General features: G+C 66.0%; 13 protein-coding genes. 9 read left to right on the top strand and 4 right to left on the bottom strand.

The features are described from left to right. The first annotated feature begins 114 nt into the window (after positions 1–114). The 4 genes from XH92_RS26250 (at position 115) to XH92_RS26265 (ending at position 4,229) form a co-directional block, all read left to right on the top strand. Positions 115–1,848, top strand: a complete 1,734-nt coding sequence (locus XH92_RS26250) for a L,D-transpeptidase family protein (RefSeq protein ID WP_194454693.1) — start codon at positions 115–117, stop codon at positions 1,846–1,848. Between the two features lie 81 nt (positions 1,849–1,929). Continuing rightward, on the top strand, positions 1,930–2,499 hold the full coding sequence (locus tag XH92_RS26255) for a glutathione peroxidase (protein ID WP_194454694.1): 570 nt from the start codon (positions 1,930–1,932) through the stop codon (positions 2,497–2,499). A gap of 162 nt (positions 2,500–2,661) precedes the next feature. Next, entirely contained in the window at positions 2,662–3,651 is a 990-nt protein-coding gene (locus XH92_RS26260; RefSeq protein WP_194454695.1) for a polysaccharide deacetylase family protein, read from the top strand. Between the two features lie 20 nt (positions 3,652–3,671). Beyond that, positions 3,672–4,229: a dihydrofolate reductase gene (locus XH92_RS26265; protein ID WP_246787634.1), complete on the top strand. Its 558-nt coding sequence runs from the start codon at positions 3,672–3,674 to the stop codon at positions 4,227–4,229. Positions 4,230–4,339: 110 nt separating this feature from the next. Here XH92_RS26265 and XH92_RS26270 read toward each other — a convergent pair whose 3' ends face one another. Beyond that, entirely contained in the window at positions 4,340–4,792 is a 453-nt protein-coding gene (locus tag XH92_RS26270; protein WP_194454696.1) for a DoxX family protein, read from the bottom strand. Positions 4,793–4,948: 156 nt separating this feature from the next. Next, positions 4,949–7,258, bottom strand: coding sequence for an NADP-dependent malic enzyme (locus tag XH92_RS26275; RefSeq protein ID WP_194454697.1), 2,310 nt, complete (start codon positions 7,256–7,258; stop codon positions 4,949–4,951). Between the two features lie 223 nt (positions 7,259–7,481). Here XH92_RS26275 and XH92_RS26280 point away from each other — a divergent pair, with 223 nt between their 5' ends. Then, the gene (locus XH92_RS26280) at positions 7,482–9,494 is read left to right on the top strand and encodes a hypothetical protein (protein WP_194454698.1); all 2,013 of its coding nucleotides are present in this window, start codon (positions 7,482–7,484) and stop codon (positions 9,492–9,494) included. A gap of 248 nt (positions 9,495–9,742) precedes the next feature. Here the strand turns inward: XH92_RS26280 and aspS are convergent, their stop codons facing one another. After that, complete coding sequence (gene aspS / locus XH92_RS26285) at positions 9,743–11,518, bottom strand: aspartate--tRNA ligase (RefSeq protein WP_194454699.1); 1,776 nt, start codon at positions 11,516–11,518, stop codon at positions 9,743–9,745. A gap of 194 nt (positions 11,519–11,712) precedes the next feature. Between aspS and XH92_RS26290 the strand changes: the two genes are divergently transcribed. After that, a complete protein-coding gene (locus tag XH92_RS26290; protein ID WP_194454700.1) occupies positions 11,713–13,185 on the top strand; it encodes a YdiU family protein in 1,473 nt (490 codons plus the stop codon). A gap of 117 nt (positions 13,186–13,302) precedes the next feature. Here the strand turns inward: XH92_RS26290 and XH92_RS26295 are convergent, their stop codons facing one another. Then, positions 13,303–14,292, bottom strand: coding sequence for a zinc-dependent alcohol dehydrogenase family protein (locus tag XH92_RS26295; RefSeq protein ID WP_194454701.1), 990 nt, complete (start codon positions 14,290–14,292; stop codon positions 13,303–13,305). 111 nt (positions 14,293–14,403) lie between these two features. On the opposite strand from XH92_RS26295, the gene XH92_RS26300 reads away from it, so the two are divergent. From XH92_RS26300 to XH92_RS26310, 3 genes are all read left to right on the top strand, one after another. Continuing rightward, complete coding sequence (locus XH92_RS26300) at positions 14,404–15,303, top strand: LysR family transcriptional regulator (protein ID WP_194461429.1); 900 nt, start codon at positions 14,404–14,406, stop codon at positions 15,301–15,303. A 485-nt stretch (positions 15,304–15,788) separates the two neighbouring features. Then, the gene (gene chrA, locus XH92_RS26305; protein ID WP_210345476.1) at positions 15,789–17,012 is read left to right on the top strand and encodes a chromate efflux transporter; all 1,224 of its coding nucleotides are present in this window, start codon (positions 15,789–15,791) and stop codon (positions 17,010–17,012) included. 69 nt (positions 17,013–17,081) lie between these two features. Continuing rightward, positions 17,082–18,236 carry an acyltransferase gene (locus tag XH92_RS26310; RefSeq protein ID WP_194454702.1) on the top strand — a complete coding sequence of 385 codons (1,155 nt, stop codon included), beginning with the start codon at positions 17,082–17,084 and terminating at the stop codon, positions 18,234–18,236. Positions 18,237–18,284 lie beyond the last annotated feature (48 nt).

Consider the following 18,284-nt stretch of genomic DNA (forward strand, 5'->3'; position numbering starts at 1 on the left):
TTGTTACTGTTTCGTCGAAAATTCGCCGCTCACGGAAGGGTTAGATCGCTCGCGCTGGTGAACGCGTTCCGCGTCTGCGACAACCAACAGATAGTTTGGACTGGGATTCGGAATATGCGCGCAAGCGGTCGGATTTCGATTTTTGATTCTGCGAATGGGCGGTTCTGGCGGTTTGCAGTTCTGACCGCGGCCGGCACCGTCGCCGCGTCCTCCCAGGCCAGCGCAGCTCTCTATTACTGGAACCGCGACTCCGCCTATTACGGCGACTATGAGCCGCTGCCGCCGCCACAGCCGCACCGGCAAAAGCCGAAGCGCAATGCGGCCACGAAGACTCCCGCAATCGAGAAGCAGGCCAGCAAGCCGCAAGGTCCCCTGATCATCTCGGTCTCGATCGATCATCAGCGGGTCAGCGTCTACGACGCCAACGGCCTCTATGCCGAGGGCCCGGTGTCGACGGGCATGAAGGGGCATTCGACCCCGATGGGTGTCTTCAGCGTCATCCAGAAGCAGAAGTACCACCAGTCCAACATCTACAGCGGCGCGCCGATGCCGTACATGCAGCGCATCACCTGGTCGGGCATCGCGATGCACGCCGGTGTGCTGCCCGGCTATCCGGCGTCGCATGGCTGCATCCGGATGCCGATGGCGTTTGCGGTCAAGATGTACAATTGGACGCGGATGGGCGCCCGCGTGTTCGTCACGCCGGGCACGATCTCGCCGGAGAGTTTCTCGCACCCCCTGCTGGTGACGCAGAAGGTCACCCCGCAGCAGCCGGTTGCCGACGATATCCTGAAGATGGACGCGCCGCTCGGCGTGAAGAGCGACAAGGGCACGGACAAGCCGCAGACCAATCTCGATCTGCGCAGCAGCGTCGGCCATGCCGCCGCGTCATTGCGCGACAACACCCACACCGCCGACGCGAGCGGCGCGATGCCGGCGGCGAGCGCGTCGGCGACGATGTCCGATGCCTCCTCCTCGGCCGCACGTGACGCCATCGCGGAGAAGATCGCGGCCGACAAGTCCGAGGTGACGGCGACCGGGCCTGCCGCCGCCGACAAGCCGGCCGAGAGCAATTCCGCGGCCACCGACGACAGGACGGTCGGCGAAGTCACCGGCAGTACCGACACGCCGAAGTCCGAAGTTTCCGCAAGCGACCCGGCGAAGGCCGAAGCCAAGGCCGATGAGCCCAAGGCGGATGCCGCCAGGCCCGGCGCTGCCGAGGCCCCCAAGACGGATGCTGCCAAGACGGACTCAGATAAGGCTGACGCGGCCAGGGACGCAGCCAAGGCGACGGATACCGTCAAGCCTGCCGAGGCAGCCACTGCGACCGATGCACCCGACGCCAAGAAGGATCCGGCACGGCTGCCGGGGATCGCCAGGATCGACGTGTCGAAGCGCGCCGGCCAGATCGCGGTGTTCATCAGCCGCAAGGATTCCAAGCTCTACGTGCGGCAGAACTTCGCGCCGCTGTTCGAGGTGCCGGTGACGATCGCGGCGAGCGACCGGCCGCTCGGCACGCATGTGTTCACCGCGGAAGCCGACAAGACCGATGCGAACCTGCTGCGCTGGTCGGTGGTGACCCTGCCGACGCGCAGCGCCGCCCGCATCGACGTCGAGGAGCGCGCCCCGCATCGCCGCAAGGTGGCGGCCGCAGTGCCGGTCGAGGCGAAGCCGCAGCCGGCGACCAACACTCCGGCCGAAGCGCTCGATCGCATCTCGATCCCGGCCGACGTGATGGCGCGGATCAACGAAGCGCTCGGGAGCGGCGGATCGATCATCGTCTCCGACCTCGGCGTGAACCAGGGCGAGACCGGCGAAGGCACCGACTTCATCCTGCCGCTGCGCTAGACCTGCCATAACGCCTTCTTGAAAGCCTGCGCCTCCACTCTGGATTATGATCCCTGTGAGCATCCGTTCCAGGGACGAGCCATGATGGACCGCAGGACACTGATCGTGGCGGCGTTCGCCGCGGCCGCCGGATCCCGTACACTGCATGCCGAGCCGCCGGCAATGAGCCGGATCACCGCGTACGCCTTCGCATTTCCGGCACTCTCTGGCGGCGAGATCCGCCTTGCCGACTATGCCGGCCATCCCCTGATGATCGTGAACACGGCCTCGCTCTGTGGCTTCACGCCGCAATACGCCGGCCTGCAGCAATTGTGGACCGAATTCCGCGATCGCGGCTTCGTCATCATCGGCGTGCCCTCCAATGATTTCGGCGGCCAGGAACCCGGCGGCCCGACCGAAATCGCCGAGACCGCGCAGCACCAATACGGCGTCACCTTCCCGATCGCGGCGAAAGCCGTGGTCAAGGGCGCAAGCGCGCATCCGTTCTACCGCTGGGCCGCGGAGGCACGGCCGAAGGACGTGCCGCGCTGGAATTTCCACAAATACCTGATCGGCCGCGACGGCTACATCGCCGACGTCTTCCCTGAGTCGGTCACGCCGGACGACACCCGGATCAAGACCGGGATCGCCCGGGCACTGGCGGCGGCCTGAGAGGCCACGATAATCCCCGGAATTAACTGGGATTTCGGCCACAACCCGGTCACGTTCATTGCCTTGGCGTCGGCACTGCGACTAGGGTACGATGAGTTGGGGGTGAAGCGGCCCGGTCGCGGCAAAGCGGCGACCTGGAGCGCGATCAGCAGGGAACACGCCATGCGCATAGCGGCAGGTCTGATTTTCGCAGGGACCGTATCGTTGCTCGCCTCGAGCGCAGCCTGGTCGCAGACGCCGCCCGCCAAGGGCGCGGCGCCGGCAGCCGCACCGGCGGCTGCAGCTCCAGCGCCTGCCGCCGCGGCGCCGGCGCCCGCCGCAGCAGCTCAAGTGCCGCCGAAACAACCACCGCAGCCGGCACGCGCCGCCTGCAACAATCCGAATGCGCTCGGCGTCGCCCGCACCGTCGAGATCGACACCACAGGCGGTCCCGGCTTCGGCTTCGAGCATTTCAAGCAGCTCGACTTCCTGCGCGACCATGAGGTGGTGCTGACCTTCGACGACGGTCCGTGGCCGGGCAACACGCCGGCGGTGCTGAAGGCGCTCGCCGACGAGTGCACCACGGGCATCTTCTTCCCGATCGGCAAGCACGCCACCTATCACCCCGAAATCCTGCGACAGGTCTATGCCGCCGGCCACACCGTCGGCTCGCACACCTGGTCGCACGAGAATCTGAACAACAAGAAGCTGACCGAGGATCAGAAGAAGGACGAGATCGAGCGCGGCCTGGCTGCGGTCAAGTGGGCGCTCGAGACCTCACCCTCGCCGTTCTTCCGCTTCCCGGCGCTGCAGCATCCGCCGGAGATGGTCACCTATCTCGGCAACCGCAACATCGCGATCTTCTCCTGCGACCTCGACTCCTTCGACTTCAAGTCGAAGAACTCGCAACAGGTGATCGACACCGTGATGAAGAAGCTCGCCAAGCTCGGCAAGGGCATCATCCTGATGCACGACTTCCAGAAGCACACCGCGGAGGCCCTGCCGACGCTGCTGACGCAGCTCAAGGCCGGCGGCTACAAGGTGGTGGCGATGCGCGCCAAATTCCCGGCGACCGTGCTGCCGCAATACGAGCAGGAGCTCGCCAAGGACGTCAAGCTGCCGACCGTGAGCTCGCGGCCGGTGAACAGCGTCGTCACCACCGTCGATCAGTAAACGCGCCCGCGATAATCCTGGTGTCTGCGTTGCGTATCGAGGGGTTCGTCATCGTCTCCGCCGACGGCCGGCTGGCGAATGCGCACAACGTGATGCCCGACGACCTCAAGATCGAGGGCGACAAGCGGTTCTTCACCGCAGCCCTCGATCGCGCCGACCTTGTCGTCCATGGCCGCCACTCCCAGGAAGAGCAGCCGAACGCACCGAAGCGCCGCCGTTTGATCCTGACCGGCAAGGTCGCGGCCATCGCCCCCGACCCGGACAATCCGAAGGCGCTGTTGTGGAATCCCGCCGGCTGCCCGTTCGAGACCGCGAGCCGCGAGGCCGGCGTCATCTCGGGCATGGTCGCCATCATCGGCGGCCCCGGCGTGTTCGGCATGTTCATGGACCGCTACGACACGTTCTGGCTCTCGGTCGCACCGAAGGTGCGCATCCCCGACGGCGAGCCGTGCTTTCCCGGCGTCCCCGCCCGCACCCCGCAGCAGGTGCTGTCAGCACACGGCCTTCACGCCGGCACACCGCAACTGATCGACGACGCGCACGATGTCAGCGTCACGCCGTGGCGGCGGATGGGTTGAAAGCGGCAATGCCCGTAGGATGGGTAGAGAAACCCATCACTTCTAACTTGCGGCACGATGATGGGTTTCGCTGCGCTCTACCCTTCCTGCGCAGCTAGGCACACGTCCTCCTACACATCCCCATATGCCGGGTCATCGCGGCGCGGGCCGCGGCCGTAGCCGGCGATGATGAACAGCGCGCCGATCAGCGACAGGTTCTTCAGCGCGTCGATCAAGGTCCTGAGATTGTCGGGCGCCGGCTGGTTCCAGAAATCATGAAAGTAGAAGGTCGCGAAGCAAACGAAGATGATCAGGAGGAGCGCGAAGAACCGCGCCAGTACGTTCACCGCGATCATCAGCCCCGCGACGATCTCGAAGCCGCCGATCACGATCGCCAAGAGCTGCATGAACGGCATGCCGACGAAGGTCTCGACCTGCTGCGTATAGGGCGCTGCGATGGCCGGGATCGCCACCTTGGCCGTGAGCAGATCCGCCGTTGCCTGAACGCCGAACAGCTTGCTCGCTCCCGAATAGAGGAACAGAACGGCAAACAGAATCCGTCCGAAGGTGATGAACGCTGGCATGGGTCGGCCTCACTGGATGGCAGAAATCGGACGAAGCAGGCGCAGCGATTATGGTCGCTCCGCCTGCTTCGATCAAATCGAATCCATGTCGGCTCGAGCACGATGCGGAAAACCGCGCTGCGGTCTTCCGAACATAACGTGCTCAAACAACGCCCGTCAGCCGAACAGCGTCGGCTGCGCGCGGCCGGCGCGCTCCTGCGCCTCGACCGCGGCAACCGCGGTCATGTTGAGGATGCCGCGCGCCGTCACGCCGGGGGTGAGGATGTGCGCCGGACGCGCCGGACCAATCAGGATCGGCCCCACCGGCAACGCGTTGGCCAGCGACTTGATCATCTGGTAGGCGATGTTGGCGGCATCGAGGTTCGGCATGATCAGGATGTTGGCCTCGCCTTCGAGCCGCGATTGCGGCAGCACCAGGCGCCGCGCCGCGGCCGACAACGCCGTGTCGCCCTGCATTTCGCCGTCAGCCTCGATCTCCGGATGCTTGTCCTTCAGAAGCTGGGTGGCCCGCCGCATCTTGCGCGAGGAGTCGGTATCATAGCTGCCGAAGTCGGAATGTGACACGAAGGCGACCTTCGGCTTGAAGGCGAAGCGCTGGACGTGGATCGCCGCCAGCGACGCGACTTCCGCCAGTTCCTCCGCACTCGGATTCGGCCGCACCTGGGTGTCGGCGAGGAAGTGCGCGCCGGTGGAGGTGATCATCAGCGCCAGCGCGGCATAGTCGCTGACCCCCGGCAGGAAGCCGATGATCTCGCGGACATGGCGCAGATGGCTCATGTAGCGGCCTTCGACGCCGCATAGCATCGCGTCGGCCTCGCCGCGCGACACCGCGAGCGCCGCGATCACGGTATTGTTGGTGCGGACCACCGTCCGTGCGGCCTCAGGCGTCACACCGCGACGGCCGGCAACGTCGATATAGGACTGCACGTAGGAACGGTAGCGCGGATCGTCCTCGGGATTGACCAGGTCGAAGTCGCGACCGGCCTTGATCGACAGGCCGAAGCGCTTGATCCTGGTCTCGACCACGGACGGACGGCCGACCAGGATCGGCCGCGCCAGCTTTTCCTCGAGCACCACCTGGGTCGCGCGCAGCACGCGCTCGTCCTCGCCCTCGGCGTAGATCACGCGCACCGGCTGGGTCTTCGCCTTGGCGAACACCGGCTTCATGGTGAGGCCGGAGCGGAACGCGAAACGCTCGAGGCTCGCGGCGTATTCGTCGAAATTGGTGATCGGCCGGGTCGCGACGCCGGACTCGATCGCGGCCTTGGCGACGGCCGGAGCGATGCGCAGGATCAGGCGCGGATCGAACGGGCTCGGGATCAGCGAGCCCGGGCCGAAGCCCTGCGTCTCGCCGGTCTCGAGACCATGGGCCACCGCATCCGACGGCGGATCGCGCGCGAGCTGCGCGATCGCGTCGACCGCGGCGTGCTTCATCGCCTCGTTGATCGCGGTGGCGCCGACGTCGAGAGCGCCGCGGAAGATGAAGGGGAAGCACAGCACGTTGTTGACCTGGTTCGGATAGTCCGACCGGCCGGTGCAGATCATCGCGTCGGGACGCGCCGCGCGGGCCTCCTCCGGCATGATCTCCGGCACCGGATTGGCAAGCGCCATCACCAGCGGCTTGTCGGCCATCTGCTTGACCATCTCAGGCTTGAGCACGCCCGGCGCCGACAGCCCGACGAAGATGTCCGCGCCCGGAATGACGTCAGCCAGCACGCGCGCGTCGGTCTTCTGGGTATAGACCGCCTTCCAGCGGTCCATCGTGGTGTTGCGGCCCTCATAGACCACACCGTCGATGTCGCAGACAAAGATGTTCTTGCGCTGCGCCCCCATCGAGACCAGCAGATTGAGGGTCGCGATCGCGGCGGCGCCCGCACCCGAGCAGACGATCTTCACATCGGACAGTTGCTTGCCGTTCAGCAGCAGGGCGTTGACGATCGCGGCCGCGACGATGATGGCGGTGCCATGCTGGTCGTCGTGGAACACCGGGATCTTCATGCGCTCCTTGAGCTGGCTCTCGATCTCGAAGCACTCCGGGCCGCGGATGTCCTCCAGATTGATGCCGCCGAAGGTCGGCTCCAGCGCGGCGACGGTCTCCACCACGCGCTCGATCGTGTCGGCCTTGATCTCGATGTCGAACACGTCGATGCCGGCGAATTTCTTGAACAGCACCGCCTTGCCTTCCATGACGGGCTTGGAGGCCAACGGGCCGATATTGCCGAGACCGAGCACCGCCGTGCCGTTCGAGACCACGGCCACCAGATTGGAGCGGGCGGTCAGCGTCGCCGCCTCGGCCGGGTTCTTGGCGATCTCGGTGCAGGCGGCAGCGACGCCCGGCGAATAGGCCAGCGCCAGGTCGCGCTGGTTGGCAAGCGGCTTGATCGCCTGGATCTCGAGCTTGCCCGGGCGCGGCAGCCGGTGATAGGCGAGCGCGGCATTATGGAGTTCTTCAGACGATGACGACATACGTGCTCCCCGCGTTTCCGGCCCAAATTTCTTGTTTCTGTGCTAATCCAGGCAAAAGTCAGTTGTCCGGCAAATCGAGCCGGATGTGAAGCATGTCCCGCCGCTTGGATGCAACATCCGATCATGTCCCCGTCAACAGGCCCGGGCGGGCCCGTTTACCGATGCTGCACCTTTCGACCGTGGATTGGCAATTTTTTTCCTTTGATGATCCGGAGTTGACCGAATGAAGAAAATTCTGCTCGGCCTGATCGCTGTCGTTGTGATTGCGATCGGCGGCTTCTTCGGTTTCGACTTCTTTGCCCAGCGCCGGGTCACACGCGACGTGGAGGCCGCCTTCGAGCAGGTCCGCGCCACCGGCGCCAAGGCGAGCCACGGCAAGATCGCGTTCGACACCAAGAGCCGCACCCTGACGATTTCCGACATCGCCACCGAGTCCGGCGCGCAGTCCCCGGTCAGCGTCAAGATCGCCAGCCTCACCATGAGAGGCCTCGGCCAGCCGGACGCGGCACGGGTCTCGGCCGATCATGTCGAGTTCAGCGATGTCGAGGTCGGCGTGTCGGGGCCGACGCCGACAATCGCCGCCCTGACCTACAAGGCGCCTCGGATTACGGTGAAGGACTATTCCGGTCCGGCCGCCCTGCCCCGGCTTCCAGCCTCGTCGTCGATCTTCGAGCTATACCGGTTTGCGTTCGCCCAGCTCGCGAGCATCAACGCCTCGTCGGTGACTGCGCCCACATTGAGCGGAACGATAACCTTCAGCGCTGCCGCACATGCCGGCGACGGCGCCGGAGGCACGTTCGACTATTCGGGCCTTGCCATCGAAAACATGAAGGATGGACGGATCGGGTCCAGCAAGACCGACAAGGTTGCGTTCAGGATCAATTCGCAGACGGCAGGCAAGCCGGTCAAGATGACCGGCGACCTCGCCAACATCGCCGCGAGCGATATCGACGTCGGCGCGATGGCGGCGATGTTCGATCCCGCGAAGGCCAACGACGACCGGGACTATCGGGTTCAAGGCCACGTTTCGATCGGCCCCTATTTGATCACCGTGACGCCTGATGCCGCCACCGCCGCGCCTGGTCTGAACATGCGGATCGAGGGCGTCACCATCGATGACGTCAGGATCAACCCGTCGCGGATGCAACTGCCGGCGCTGCTCGCGATGATCCCGCCACAAGGGAGCCCGCCGCCGTCTCCGGCCCAGGCGCGTGAACTGCTTGAGAAGGTCGCCGGCCTCTATTCGGGTGCCGGAATTGGCAATGCCGAGATGCGCGGGCTGGCATTTGATACGCCGCAGGGGCCGCTCAAGCTGTCTTCTTTGCGATTCAACTTCGAACACGGCAAGATCGGCGAGCTTGCCGTCGAGGGGCTTGATGGGCGCGCGCCACAGGGGCCCTTCAAGGTCGGACGCTTCGCGCTGAAGTCGCTCGATGTCGCCAGCCTCATGCGGCTGTCGGCTCAGTTCGCCGGACAGAAGCCGTCGCCTGAACAGGCGCTGGCGCTGATTCCACTGATCGAGGGCGTCGAGGTCAAGGGCGTCACGTCGCCCTACAAGGCCACCGGCAAGCCGGTCAACATCGATGTCCTCAGCCTCGACTGGGGCCAGTTCGTCGGATCGATCCCGAGCAAGCTGCGGCTGGTCGCGAAGATGGCGGCGCCGCTGGATGCGGCCGATCCGCGGCAACAGGCGCTGGTCGCCGCCGGGATCGACCGGATGGCCATCGATGCCGATCTCGGCGCGGCCTGGACCGAGACGTCGCGCTCGTTCGCACTCGAGCCGGTCAAGCTCGACATGGCGGGACTGTTGAATGCGTCGGCCAAGCTCACGCTCGCCAACGTGCCGCGCGAGGCATTCTCGACCAGCGCCGCGGAAGCGATGGGCGCGGCCGCACAGATCGAAGCCGGCACGATCGAGCTCACGGTGCACGACCTCGGCGCCATCGACCTCGCCATCGCCCAGTATGCGCGCTCCCAGAATGTCAGCCGCGACGAAGCGCGCAATGCCGTCCTCAACAGCATCAAGGCGCAGGGCGACGCGGTCAGCGGAGGCAGTGCCGATGTCACGGCGCTCGTCACCGCCGTCAGCCAGTTCATCGAGACGCCGGGGCAGACGCTCGTCATCAAGCTGACCCCGCGGGCGAAAGCGCCCGCGCTTCAGCTGATGCAATTGCTCAAGACCGATCCACAGTCGGCGCTGGCGCAATTCAAGATCGAGGCCTCGACGGGGTTGTAATCAATCTCTCCCGTAGCCCGGATGGAGCGCAGCGCTATCCGGGAACAGTGTTGCCGCCGAAGGACCGCCCCGGATTTCGCTTCGCTTCATCCGGGCTACGCACCTAATCTCCCTCTCCCCGTTCTTACGGGGTGAGGGGCTGCCTCCGCAAACTCGGCAGACGAGCTTATGCGGAAAGAAGCCCCTCACCCGGATTGCTTCGCAATCCGACCTCTCCCCGCAAGCGCGGGGCGAGGTGACTTCAGAGGCTACCCCTTCGCCGGCAGGTTGGTGCGGATATGCAGCTCCTTGAGCTGCTTCGGCGTCGCTTCCGACGGCGCGCCCATCAGCAAATCCATGGCCTGCTGGTTCATCGGGAATAGCGAGATCTCGCGCAGATTGTTGGTGCCGCAGAGTAGCATCACGATGCGGTCGAGGCCGGCCGCCATGCCGCCATGCGGCGGGGCGCCGTACTGGAACGCACGGTACATGCCGCCGAAACGGTCGATGACCTCCTGCTCGCCATAGCCCGCGATCTCGAACGCCTTCACCATGGCTTCCGGCTTGTGGTTGCGGATGCCGCCGGAAGCGATCTCGTAGCCGTTGCAGGCGATGTCGTACTGGAACGCCTTGATGGTCAGCGGGTCCTGCGACTTCAGCGCATCGAGACCACCCTGCGGCATCGAGAACGGGTTGTGCGAGAAGTCGACCTTCTTGTTCTCCTCGTCATACTCGTACATCGGGAAGTCGACGATCCAGGCGAGCTCGAACCGGTCCTTGTCGATCTGGTTCAATTCCTCACCGAGCTTGGTGCGCGCGAGCCCTGCGAACTTCCAGAACTTCTCCGGATCGCCCGCGACGAAGAACGCCGCATCGCCTTCCTTGAGGCCGAGCTGGTCGCGGATCGCTGCCGTTCGCTCCGGGCCGATGTTGTTCGCAAGCGGACCTGCGCCCTCGCCGCCCTCGCGCCACATGATGTAGCCGAGGCCGGGCTGGCCTTCGCCCTGCGCCCACGAGTTCATGCGGTCGCAGAACGCGCGACTGCCGCCGCCGGTGCCGGGGATCGCCCAGACCTGGTTCTTCGGGTCCTCCAGCATCCGCGCGAACACCTTGAAGCCGGAGCCGCGGAAGTGCTCGGAGACTTCCTGCATCACGATCTTGTTGCGCAGATCGGGCTTGTCGGAGCCGTATTTGCGCACGGCTTCCGCAAACGGAATCCGCGGCCAGTTCTTGGTGACCGGCTTGCCCTTGGCAAAGTCCTCGAACACGCCGGTGATGACGGGCTCCATCGCCGCGAACACGTCGTCCTGGGTGACAAAGCTCATCTCGACGTCGAGCTGGTAGAACTCGCCCGGCAGGCGGTCGGCGCGCGGGTCCTCGTCGCGGAAGCACGGCGCGATCTGGAAGTAGCGGTCGAAGCCCGACATCATCAGCAGCTGCTTGTACTGCTGCGGCGCCTGCGGCAGCGCGTAGAATTTGCCGGGATGGATGCGCGACGGCACCAGGAAGTCACGCGCGCCTTCCGGCGACGATGCCGTCAGGATCGGGGTCTGGAATTCGAAGAAGCCCTGCTCCTTCATCCGCTTGCGCATGGAATCGACCACCGCGCCACGGGTCATGATGTTCTGGTGCAGCTTCTCGCGACGCAGGTCGAGGAAGCGGTATTTGAGCCTGATATCTTCAGGATATTCCTGCTCGCCGAACACCGGCAGCGGCAGCTCGGCCGCCGGGCCCAGCACCTCGATCTCCTTGATGTAGATCTCGATCAGGCCGGTCGGCAATTCGGGATTGTCGGTGCCGGCCGGACGGCGGCGCACCTTGCCGTCGATCCGCACCACCCACTCCGAACGGAACTTCTCGACCTCGGCGAACGCCGGCGAGTCCGGGTCGGCCACGCACTGGGTAATGCCGTAATGGTCTCGCAGGTCGACGAACAGCACGCCGCCGTGGTCGCGGACCCGGTGGACCCAGCCTGACAGCCTGGCCGTCTGGTCGATATCGCTCTCTCGGAGCGCGCCGCATGTGTGTGACCGGTAGCGATGCATATTCGTTCCAAAACTGATGTCGGAGAGGAATCGCGATAGGAATTATCCTATCCGCGAAGTTGCGGAGGGTTTACCCGACGAGGCCGGGGGCGGCAACCAATGGAACGCCCGGTTTTCGAGCCAAACGGCAGATTTTCGGAAACCGAAGGCCGCCAATCGTTTGCCTATTCGGCCCGCGAGCCTATCTTCGGGATATGACCGTCCATTTCCCGTTCCAGAACACCTATTCGGCGCTGCCGGCGAACTTTTTTGCCCGCGTCGCGCCGACCCCGGTGGCCGCCCCCCGGCTGATCAAGCTGAACCGGCCGCTCGCGGTCCAGCTCGGGCTGGACCCGGACCTGCTCTCGACGCCGGAGGGTGCCGAAATCCTCGCCGGCAAGCGGCTGCCTGACGGCGCCGACCCGATCGCGATGGCCTATGCCGGCCACCAGTTCGGGCACTTTGTTCCCCAGCTCGGCGACGGGCGCGCCATCCTGCTCGGCGAGGTCATCGACAAGGACGGCGTCCGTCGCGACATCCAGCTCAAGGGTTCTGGCCCCACCCCGTTCTCCCGCCGCGGCGACGGCCGCGCCGCGCTCGGCCCGGTGCTGCGCGAATACATCGTCAGCGAGGCGATGTTCGCCTTGGGCATCCCGACCACGCGTTCCCTCGCCGCGGTCGTCACCGGCGAGGCGGTGATGCGCGAGACCGCGCTGCCGGGCGCTGTCCTGACCCGGGTCGCGTCGAGCCACATCCGCGTCGGCACCTTCCAGTTCTTCGCCGCGCGTGGCGACACCGACGGGGTGCGTGCGCTGGCCGACCATGTCATCGCGCGGCACTATCCCGAGCTGAAGGATGCCGCCCAGCCCTATCACGCGCTGCTCGCCGGCGTCGTCGCGCGGCAGGCCGCGCTGGTTGCGCGCTGGCTGCTGGTCGGCTTCATCCATGGCGTGATGAACACCGACAACACCTCGATCTCGGGCGAGACCATCGACTACGGCCCCTGCGCCTTCCTCGACGCCTACAACCCGGCGCAGGTGTTCTCCTCGATCGACGAGATGGGCCGATACGCCTATGCCAACCAGCCGCGTATCGCGTTGTGGAATCTGACCCGGCTCGCCGAGTGCCTGCTGCCGCTGTTCGACGGCGAGCAGGAGAAGGCGATCGAGCAGGCACAGACGATCCTCGGCGAATTCCCGGAAAAGTTCACCGCGGCCTATCAGGCCGGGCTGCGCACCAAGGTCGGCCTGTTCACCGCGCGCGACGGTGACGAAGCGCTGATCCAGGACCTGCTCGACGCGATGGCCAAGAACGCGGCCGACTTCACGCTGACCTTCCGCCATCTCGGCGCAGCCGCAGCCGATGATGCCGCCGACGTCCGCGCGCAGTTCAGCGATCCTGCCGCGTTCGACGAATGGGCCGGCCGCTGGCGCGCCCGCCTCGCGCTGGAACAGCAGAGCGCCGCCGAGCGCAGGGCCGCGATGGCTGCCGTCAACCCAGCCTTCATCCCGCGCAACCACCGGATCGAGGCGGTGATCCAGGCAGCGGTCACGAGCGACGACTACGCGCCGTTCGAAGAGCTGCTGGCGGTGCTGGCAAAGCCCTACGAGGACCAGCCGCAATTCGCGGCCTACGCCGACCCGCCGCTGCCCGAGCAGATGGTGACGCAGACGTTCTGCGGGACCTGAGGTCTCCACATCGTCGTTGCGAGCGCAGCGAAGCAATCCATCGCGCCACCTGCGCCGAACAATGGATTGCTTCGTCGCTTCGTTCCTCGCAATGACGGTGGGATCGTCAGCAACCACTCACACCGTCACGACAATCTTCCCAAACTGCACATTCGACTCCAGATACCGGTGCGCCTCCACGATCTGCTCGAATGGAAACGTCCGCGCGATGATCGGCTTCAGCGCGCCGTCCGCTAGCCCGTCGAGAATGAACGTCTTCGCCGCGGCGAGCCGAGCGGGATCCTGGACGACCTCATGGACGCGGTAGCCGCGCAGGATCAGGCTCTTGCTCAGCACGGTGAACAGGGGAAACGGCGTCGGCTCCTCGCTGAGCCCGCCATACTCGATCAGGATGCCGCCATGCGCCATCGCTGCCGTCAGCGGCATGAAGATGGGGCCGCCGACCGGATCGAGCACCACGCGAACGCCGTCGGGACCTGCGATCTGCTCCAGCCTCGATTCCAAATCCTCCTCCGCGGAGGCGATCACATGCGCTGCGCCGGCGTCGCGCAGGGCCTGCGTCTTGGCGGAGGTCCGCGTCACCGCGATCGGGATCGCACCGACGCGATTGGCGATCTGGATCGCGGCGAGCCCGACGCTGCTCGATGCCGCCGTGATGACGACGAACTCCGCACGGACGAGCTTCGCGATATCGATCAAGGCGCCGTAGGCCGTGAGATACTGCATCCACACCGCGGCGGCCTGCTGAAACCCCAGCGCCGGGGGATGCTTGACGACCAGCTCGGCCGGGAACGTCGCGAGCTCAGCATAGGCCGGCCAGCGCGCCATCGAGATCGGCGGCACGATGCTGACGGCATCGCCTGGCGCGAAACCGTCGACACCCTCGCCGACCGCCTCGACGAGGCCTGCGGCCTCGAGGCCGAGGCCGGACGGAAGCGCCGCCGTCTCGATATAGGTCCCTGTGCGCATCAGGGCCTCGGCGCGGTTCAGTCCGAGCGCCTTGATCCGGATCTGGACCTCGCCGCGCGCGGGCGGCGCGATCGCCACATCCTCGATGCGCAGCACTTCGGGACCACCGGTTTGATCAAAACGAACCACGCGCGCCATCGGCAACACTCCTGAATTGCAAAACAGTTCAATTGAATGAGCTATGCCAAGGCCAATTTAGCGGATAAACCATCGCACAGACTGAACAGTCAAAACTGCGGGTTTCGAATGATGGACCGCCTCACCAGCATGGCCGTGTTCCTCAGGGCGGTCGATCTCGGCTCTTTCGCGGCTGCCGCCGAGGCGCTCGAGATGTCCGGCCCGATGGTCGGCAAGCATGTCCGCTTCCTCGAGGAACGGCTCGGCGTCCGCCTGATCCATCGCACCACGCGGCGTCAGAGCCTGACCGAGTTCGGGCAAGCCTATTACGAGCGCTGCCGCGCGGTGCTCGCAGAAGCGGAGGCTGCCGACGCACTCGCGGCCGATCAGCTGTCCGAACCGCGCGGACGGCTCAAGGTGACGATGCCGGCGCTATTGGGTCGACACTGCGTCGCGCCGCTGCTGCTCAAGCTCGCGCAAAAATATCCTGCGCTGGAGCTCGACCTTTCGTTCGGCGATCCGGTCACCGATCTGATGGAGGGCGGCTACGACCTTGCGATCAGGACCGGCAATCTCGATGCGCCATCCGGCGTCATCACGCGGCGCATCGCACGCCAGCGCATGGTGGTGTGCGGCTCGCGCGCATATTTGAAGGCGCACGGCAGGCCGCGCTCGCTCGACGAGCTCAGCCAGCACCAGGCGATCGTCTATCGCCGGCTGGGGCGCGCGCGCCCGTGGCTGTTCCCGCGCGACGGCCAGCCGCCGCGCGAGGTCTGGCCCGCCGGGCGGCTCAGGCTCGACGATCTCGAAGCCATCGCCGACGCCGCGGCGCGCGGCATGGGCCTCGCGTGGCTGCCCTCCTGGCTGGTGCGCGACCGCCTCGAGCGCGGCGCGCTGGTCCGCGTTCTCGGCGATGAAGGCGAACTTCCCTACGACTGTCATGCGCTGTGGCTGCCGACACCGCGATTGCCGCCAAAAGTCCGGCTTGTGGTGGACGCGCTTGCAGCCGCGCTGCCGAAGCTCGTGGCCTAGCGCCAACGCGCAGTTCCGGAGCTCCGCCCGCCGTGAGCGTTAACTCACCCTCCACCATGCGCCGAGCCTCGCGGCGGTAACCATAAGGCTTAACAGCGCGTCAACGCTCCCCCAACAAGTCTAACTGTTTCTGATGGGGGAGAATGGCCCGTGGACGCTTTTGCATTCGAATTCATGGGACTGGCGATGATCGCGCTGTGTCTCGTCGTGCTGGCGATGCCGGCGGCGCGGCGGCCGTCGAAGAACATGCGTTACGAGTGAGCCGAGCAGCTGAAGTTGGGGCCGGCCGCTTCGTGCCAGCGGTCGTTTGACCCGCATGAGCCCGGATGACGACGAACGTCATCCTGGCTTCCACTGTCGTCTCGGCCCTCGCCTTCAACATTTGTCTCGCGATGGCCAGATAATATCGCGCTCGCACGTCATCGAATGCCGATATGCTCGCCCTGGTGAGTCCTGACATGGGACGCAAGTCAGGGAATTGACGCTTGAACGACACCGACGTCCGGAAGCCCGACACGCCGGCCTCCACCGCGAGGTCAGCGCATTCGCCGCTCGAGGTGCTGCTGATTTTTCTCAAGCTCGGCGTCAGCTGCTTCGGCGGCCCGATCGCCCATATCGGTTACTTCCGCGACGAGTTCGTCACTCGCCGGCGCTGGCTTGACGAGCAGGCCTATGCCGATCTGGTCGCGCTCTGCCAATTCCTGCCGGGCCCGGCGAGCAGCCAGGTCGGCTTTTCGCTCGGCCTGATGCGCGCCGGCTATCTGGGCGCGCTCGCGGCCTGGACCGGCTTCACGCTGCCGTCGGCAATCGCGCTGGTGCTGTTTGCGTACGGCGCCAGCGGATTGAGCGGTGCGGCCGGCGCGGGCCTCGTGCATGGCCTCAAGCTGGTCGCGGTGGCGATCGTGGCACAGGCGGTCTGGGGCATGGCGCGGTCGCTCTGCCCCGACCGCGAACGCGCATCGATCGCGACGGTCGCGGCACTCGTCGTCCTCACGAGCTCCTCGGCGATCGCGCAGATCGGCGCCATCGTGCTTGGCGCCTTGGCCGGGCTGTGGTTCTGCCGGGCGCAAGCGGCCAACGGCGTCACCCACATCGCGATGCCGGTGTCGCGCCGCGCCGGCCTCTGCGCACTGATCCTGTTCCTTGCGCTGCTGGCCGGACTGCCGCTGCTCACCCGCACCTGGCCCGGCCTCGGCCTGTTCGAGGCCTTCTACCGCTCCGGCGCGCTGGTGTTCGGCGGCGGCCATGTCGTGCTGCCGCTGCTGCGCGAAGCCGTGGTGACGCCGGGCTGGATCGGCGACGACGCATTCCTGACCGGCTACGGCGCAGCGCAGGCCGTGCCGGGCCCACTGTTCACCTTCGCCGCCTATCTCGGTGCCGTGATCGGCGGCGTCCCGGGCGCGATTGTCGGCCTCGTCGGCATCTTCCTGCCCGGCATTCTCGTCCTGCTCGCGGCGCTGCCGTTCTGGGATGGCTTCCGCAAGCGGTCGGCGGCGCAGGCGATGATGCGCGGCGTCAATGCCGCCGTGGTCGGCATCCTCGGCGCCGCGCTCTACAATCCGGTCTGGACCAGCAGCGTGCAGCGTCCGCTCGATTTCGGCATCGCGCTGGCCGGCTTCGTCCTGCTCACGGCATGGCGCGCGCCTCCGCTCGTGGTGGTCGTGCTCAGCGCGGCCGCCGGCATCGCCACGGCGCTCCTGCAATCGTGAACGGCCGCCCCGGCCTTCGCCGGGCGGATTAAGAACGCCTTCATGCCTCGCCGCCATCATCGCGGCCGAATGCCGATCGTACCCAAACAACCGGCTCCGACCCGGGTTCCCGTGCTGGACCTGCTGCGGCTCGCCGCGGTCGGGGCCGTGATCCTGTACCATTACGGCTTCTGGGGCGTGGCATCGCACGGCGCGCAAATGGTGGCGATGCCGTATCTCGCGCCGGTCGCCCAATACGGCTTCCTCGGCGTCCCCGTGTTCTTCGCGATCTCCGGCTTCGTCATCGCCTATTCGGCCGAAGGCCGCACGCCGGTCGGTTTCGCGATCGCCCGCTTCAGCCGGATCTATCCGACCTTCGTCATCTGCATGACGCTGACCTTCCTCGCGACGCTGTTGCTGGGCCATGCGTATTTCCGCGCGACATGGCAGCAATGGTTCGCAAACCTGTTCATCGCAGCGCCGATGCTCGGTCAGCCCTACATGGATGACGCCTATTGGTCGCTGGTGATCGAGGTCGTGTTCTACGGCTGGGTCGCGCTGTTCCTGGCCTGGGGCATCTTCCCGCGGCGGATCGACACCATCATCGTGGCGTGGATCGCCGTCACCTTCGCCAACGAACTGACGCTGGACGTGCCGCTGTTCGAGAAGCTGTTCATGGCCGACGACAGCGGTTTCTTCGCGGTCGGGCTCCTGATCTATGAACATTACCGCGGACGGCGCGATACGCGGCTCTACAGCCTGCTGACATTGGCGATGGGCACCGCGACGTTCCAGGCCGTGCACAAGCTGGAGCGGCTCGGCGTCCACACCCACGGCAGCTTCGATCCGCGCGTCGTCACGATGATCTGCATCGTCTCGCTCGGCATCGTGTTCGCCGCCACCCGCATCAAGACCGTGCCGCTGCCGGACAGCCTGGTCAGGGCCGTGGGCGGCATCACCTATCCGCTCTATCTGCTGCACCTTCAGCTCGGCTATGTGCTCCTGCTGTTGATGACGCCAGTGCCGGACGCACTCTCGACCGCGCTCGTGGTGGCGGGCATGGTCGCGTTGGCATGGTTCGTCTGGTGCTTCCTGGAAAGTCCGACGCATAATCTCGTCAGGGACAAGCTGACGATGCTAGCCTCACGGCACGGCTGGCCGTCGCGCATTCGCGCGCACGAAACGCGGGTCGATCCGGGCCACAGCACCCCGGCGATCGAGGCCGGGCGGATCGCCAATCACTGATTTGCCCGACCGCGCATGTCAGCGCATTGCGCCCATCCAGTCGTTGCA

Origin of the sequence: Bradyrhizobium sp. CCBAU 53421 (assembly GCF_015291625.1) — a bacterium.
In the GTDB taxonomy this organism is placed as follows: Bacteria; Pseudomonadota; Alphaproteobacteria; order Rhizobiales; family Xanthobacteraceae; genus Bradyrhizobium.

Excerpts from the sequence above, each read along its gene's own strand:
- XH92_RS26250 (WP_194454693.1), top strand. The coding sequence starts at position 115 with ATGCGCGCAAGCGGTCGGATTTCGATTTTTGATTCTGCGAATGGGCGG.
- XH92_RS26255 (WP_194454694.1), top strand. The coding sequence starts at position 1,930 with ATGATGGACCGCAGGACACTGATCGTGGCGGCGTTCGCCGCGGCCGCC.
- XH92_RS26260 (WP_194454695.1), top strand. The coding sequence starts at position 2,662 with ATGCGCATAGCGGCAGGTCTGATTTTCGCAGGGACCGTATCGTTGCTC.
- XH92_RS26270 (WP_194454696.1), bottom strand. The coding sequence starts at position 4,792 with ATGCCAGCGTTCATCACCTTCGGACGGATTCTGTTTGCCGTTCTGTTC.
- XH92_RS26275 (WP_194454697.1), bottom strand. The coding sequence starts at position 7,258 with ATGTCGTCATCGTCTGAAGAACTCCATAATGCCGCGCTCGCCTATCAC.
- XH92_RS26280 (WP_194454698.1), top strand. The coding sequence starts at position 7,482 with ATGAAGAAAATTCTGCTCGGCCTGATCGCTGTCGTTGTGATTGCGATC.
- aspS (WP_194454699.1), bottom strand. The coding sequence starts at position 11,518 with ATGCATCGCTACCGGTCACACACATGCGGCGCGCTCCGAGAGAGCGAT.
- XH92_RS26290 (WP_194454700.1), top strand. The coding sequence starts at position 11,713 with ATGACCGTCCATTTCCCGTTCCAGAACACCTATTCGGCGCTGCCGGCG.
- XH92_RS26295 (WP_194454701.1), bottom strand. The coding sequence starts at position 14,292 with ATGGCGCGCGTGGTTCGTTTTGATCAAACCGGTGGTCCCGAAGTGCTG.
- XH92_RS26300 (WP_194461429.1), top strand. The coding sequence starts at position 14,404 with ATGGACCGCCTCACCAGCATGGCCGTGTTCCTCAGGGCGGTCGATCTC.
- XH92_RS26310 (WP_194454702.1), top strand. The coding sequence starts at position 17,082 with ATGCCGATCGTACCCAAACAACCGGCTCCGACCCGGGTTCCCGTGCTG.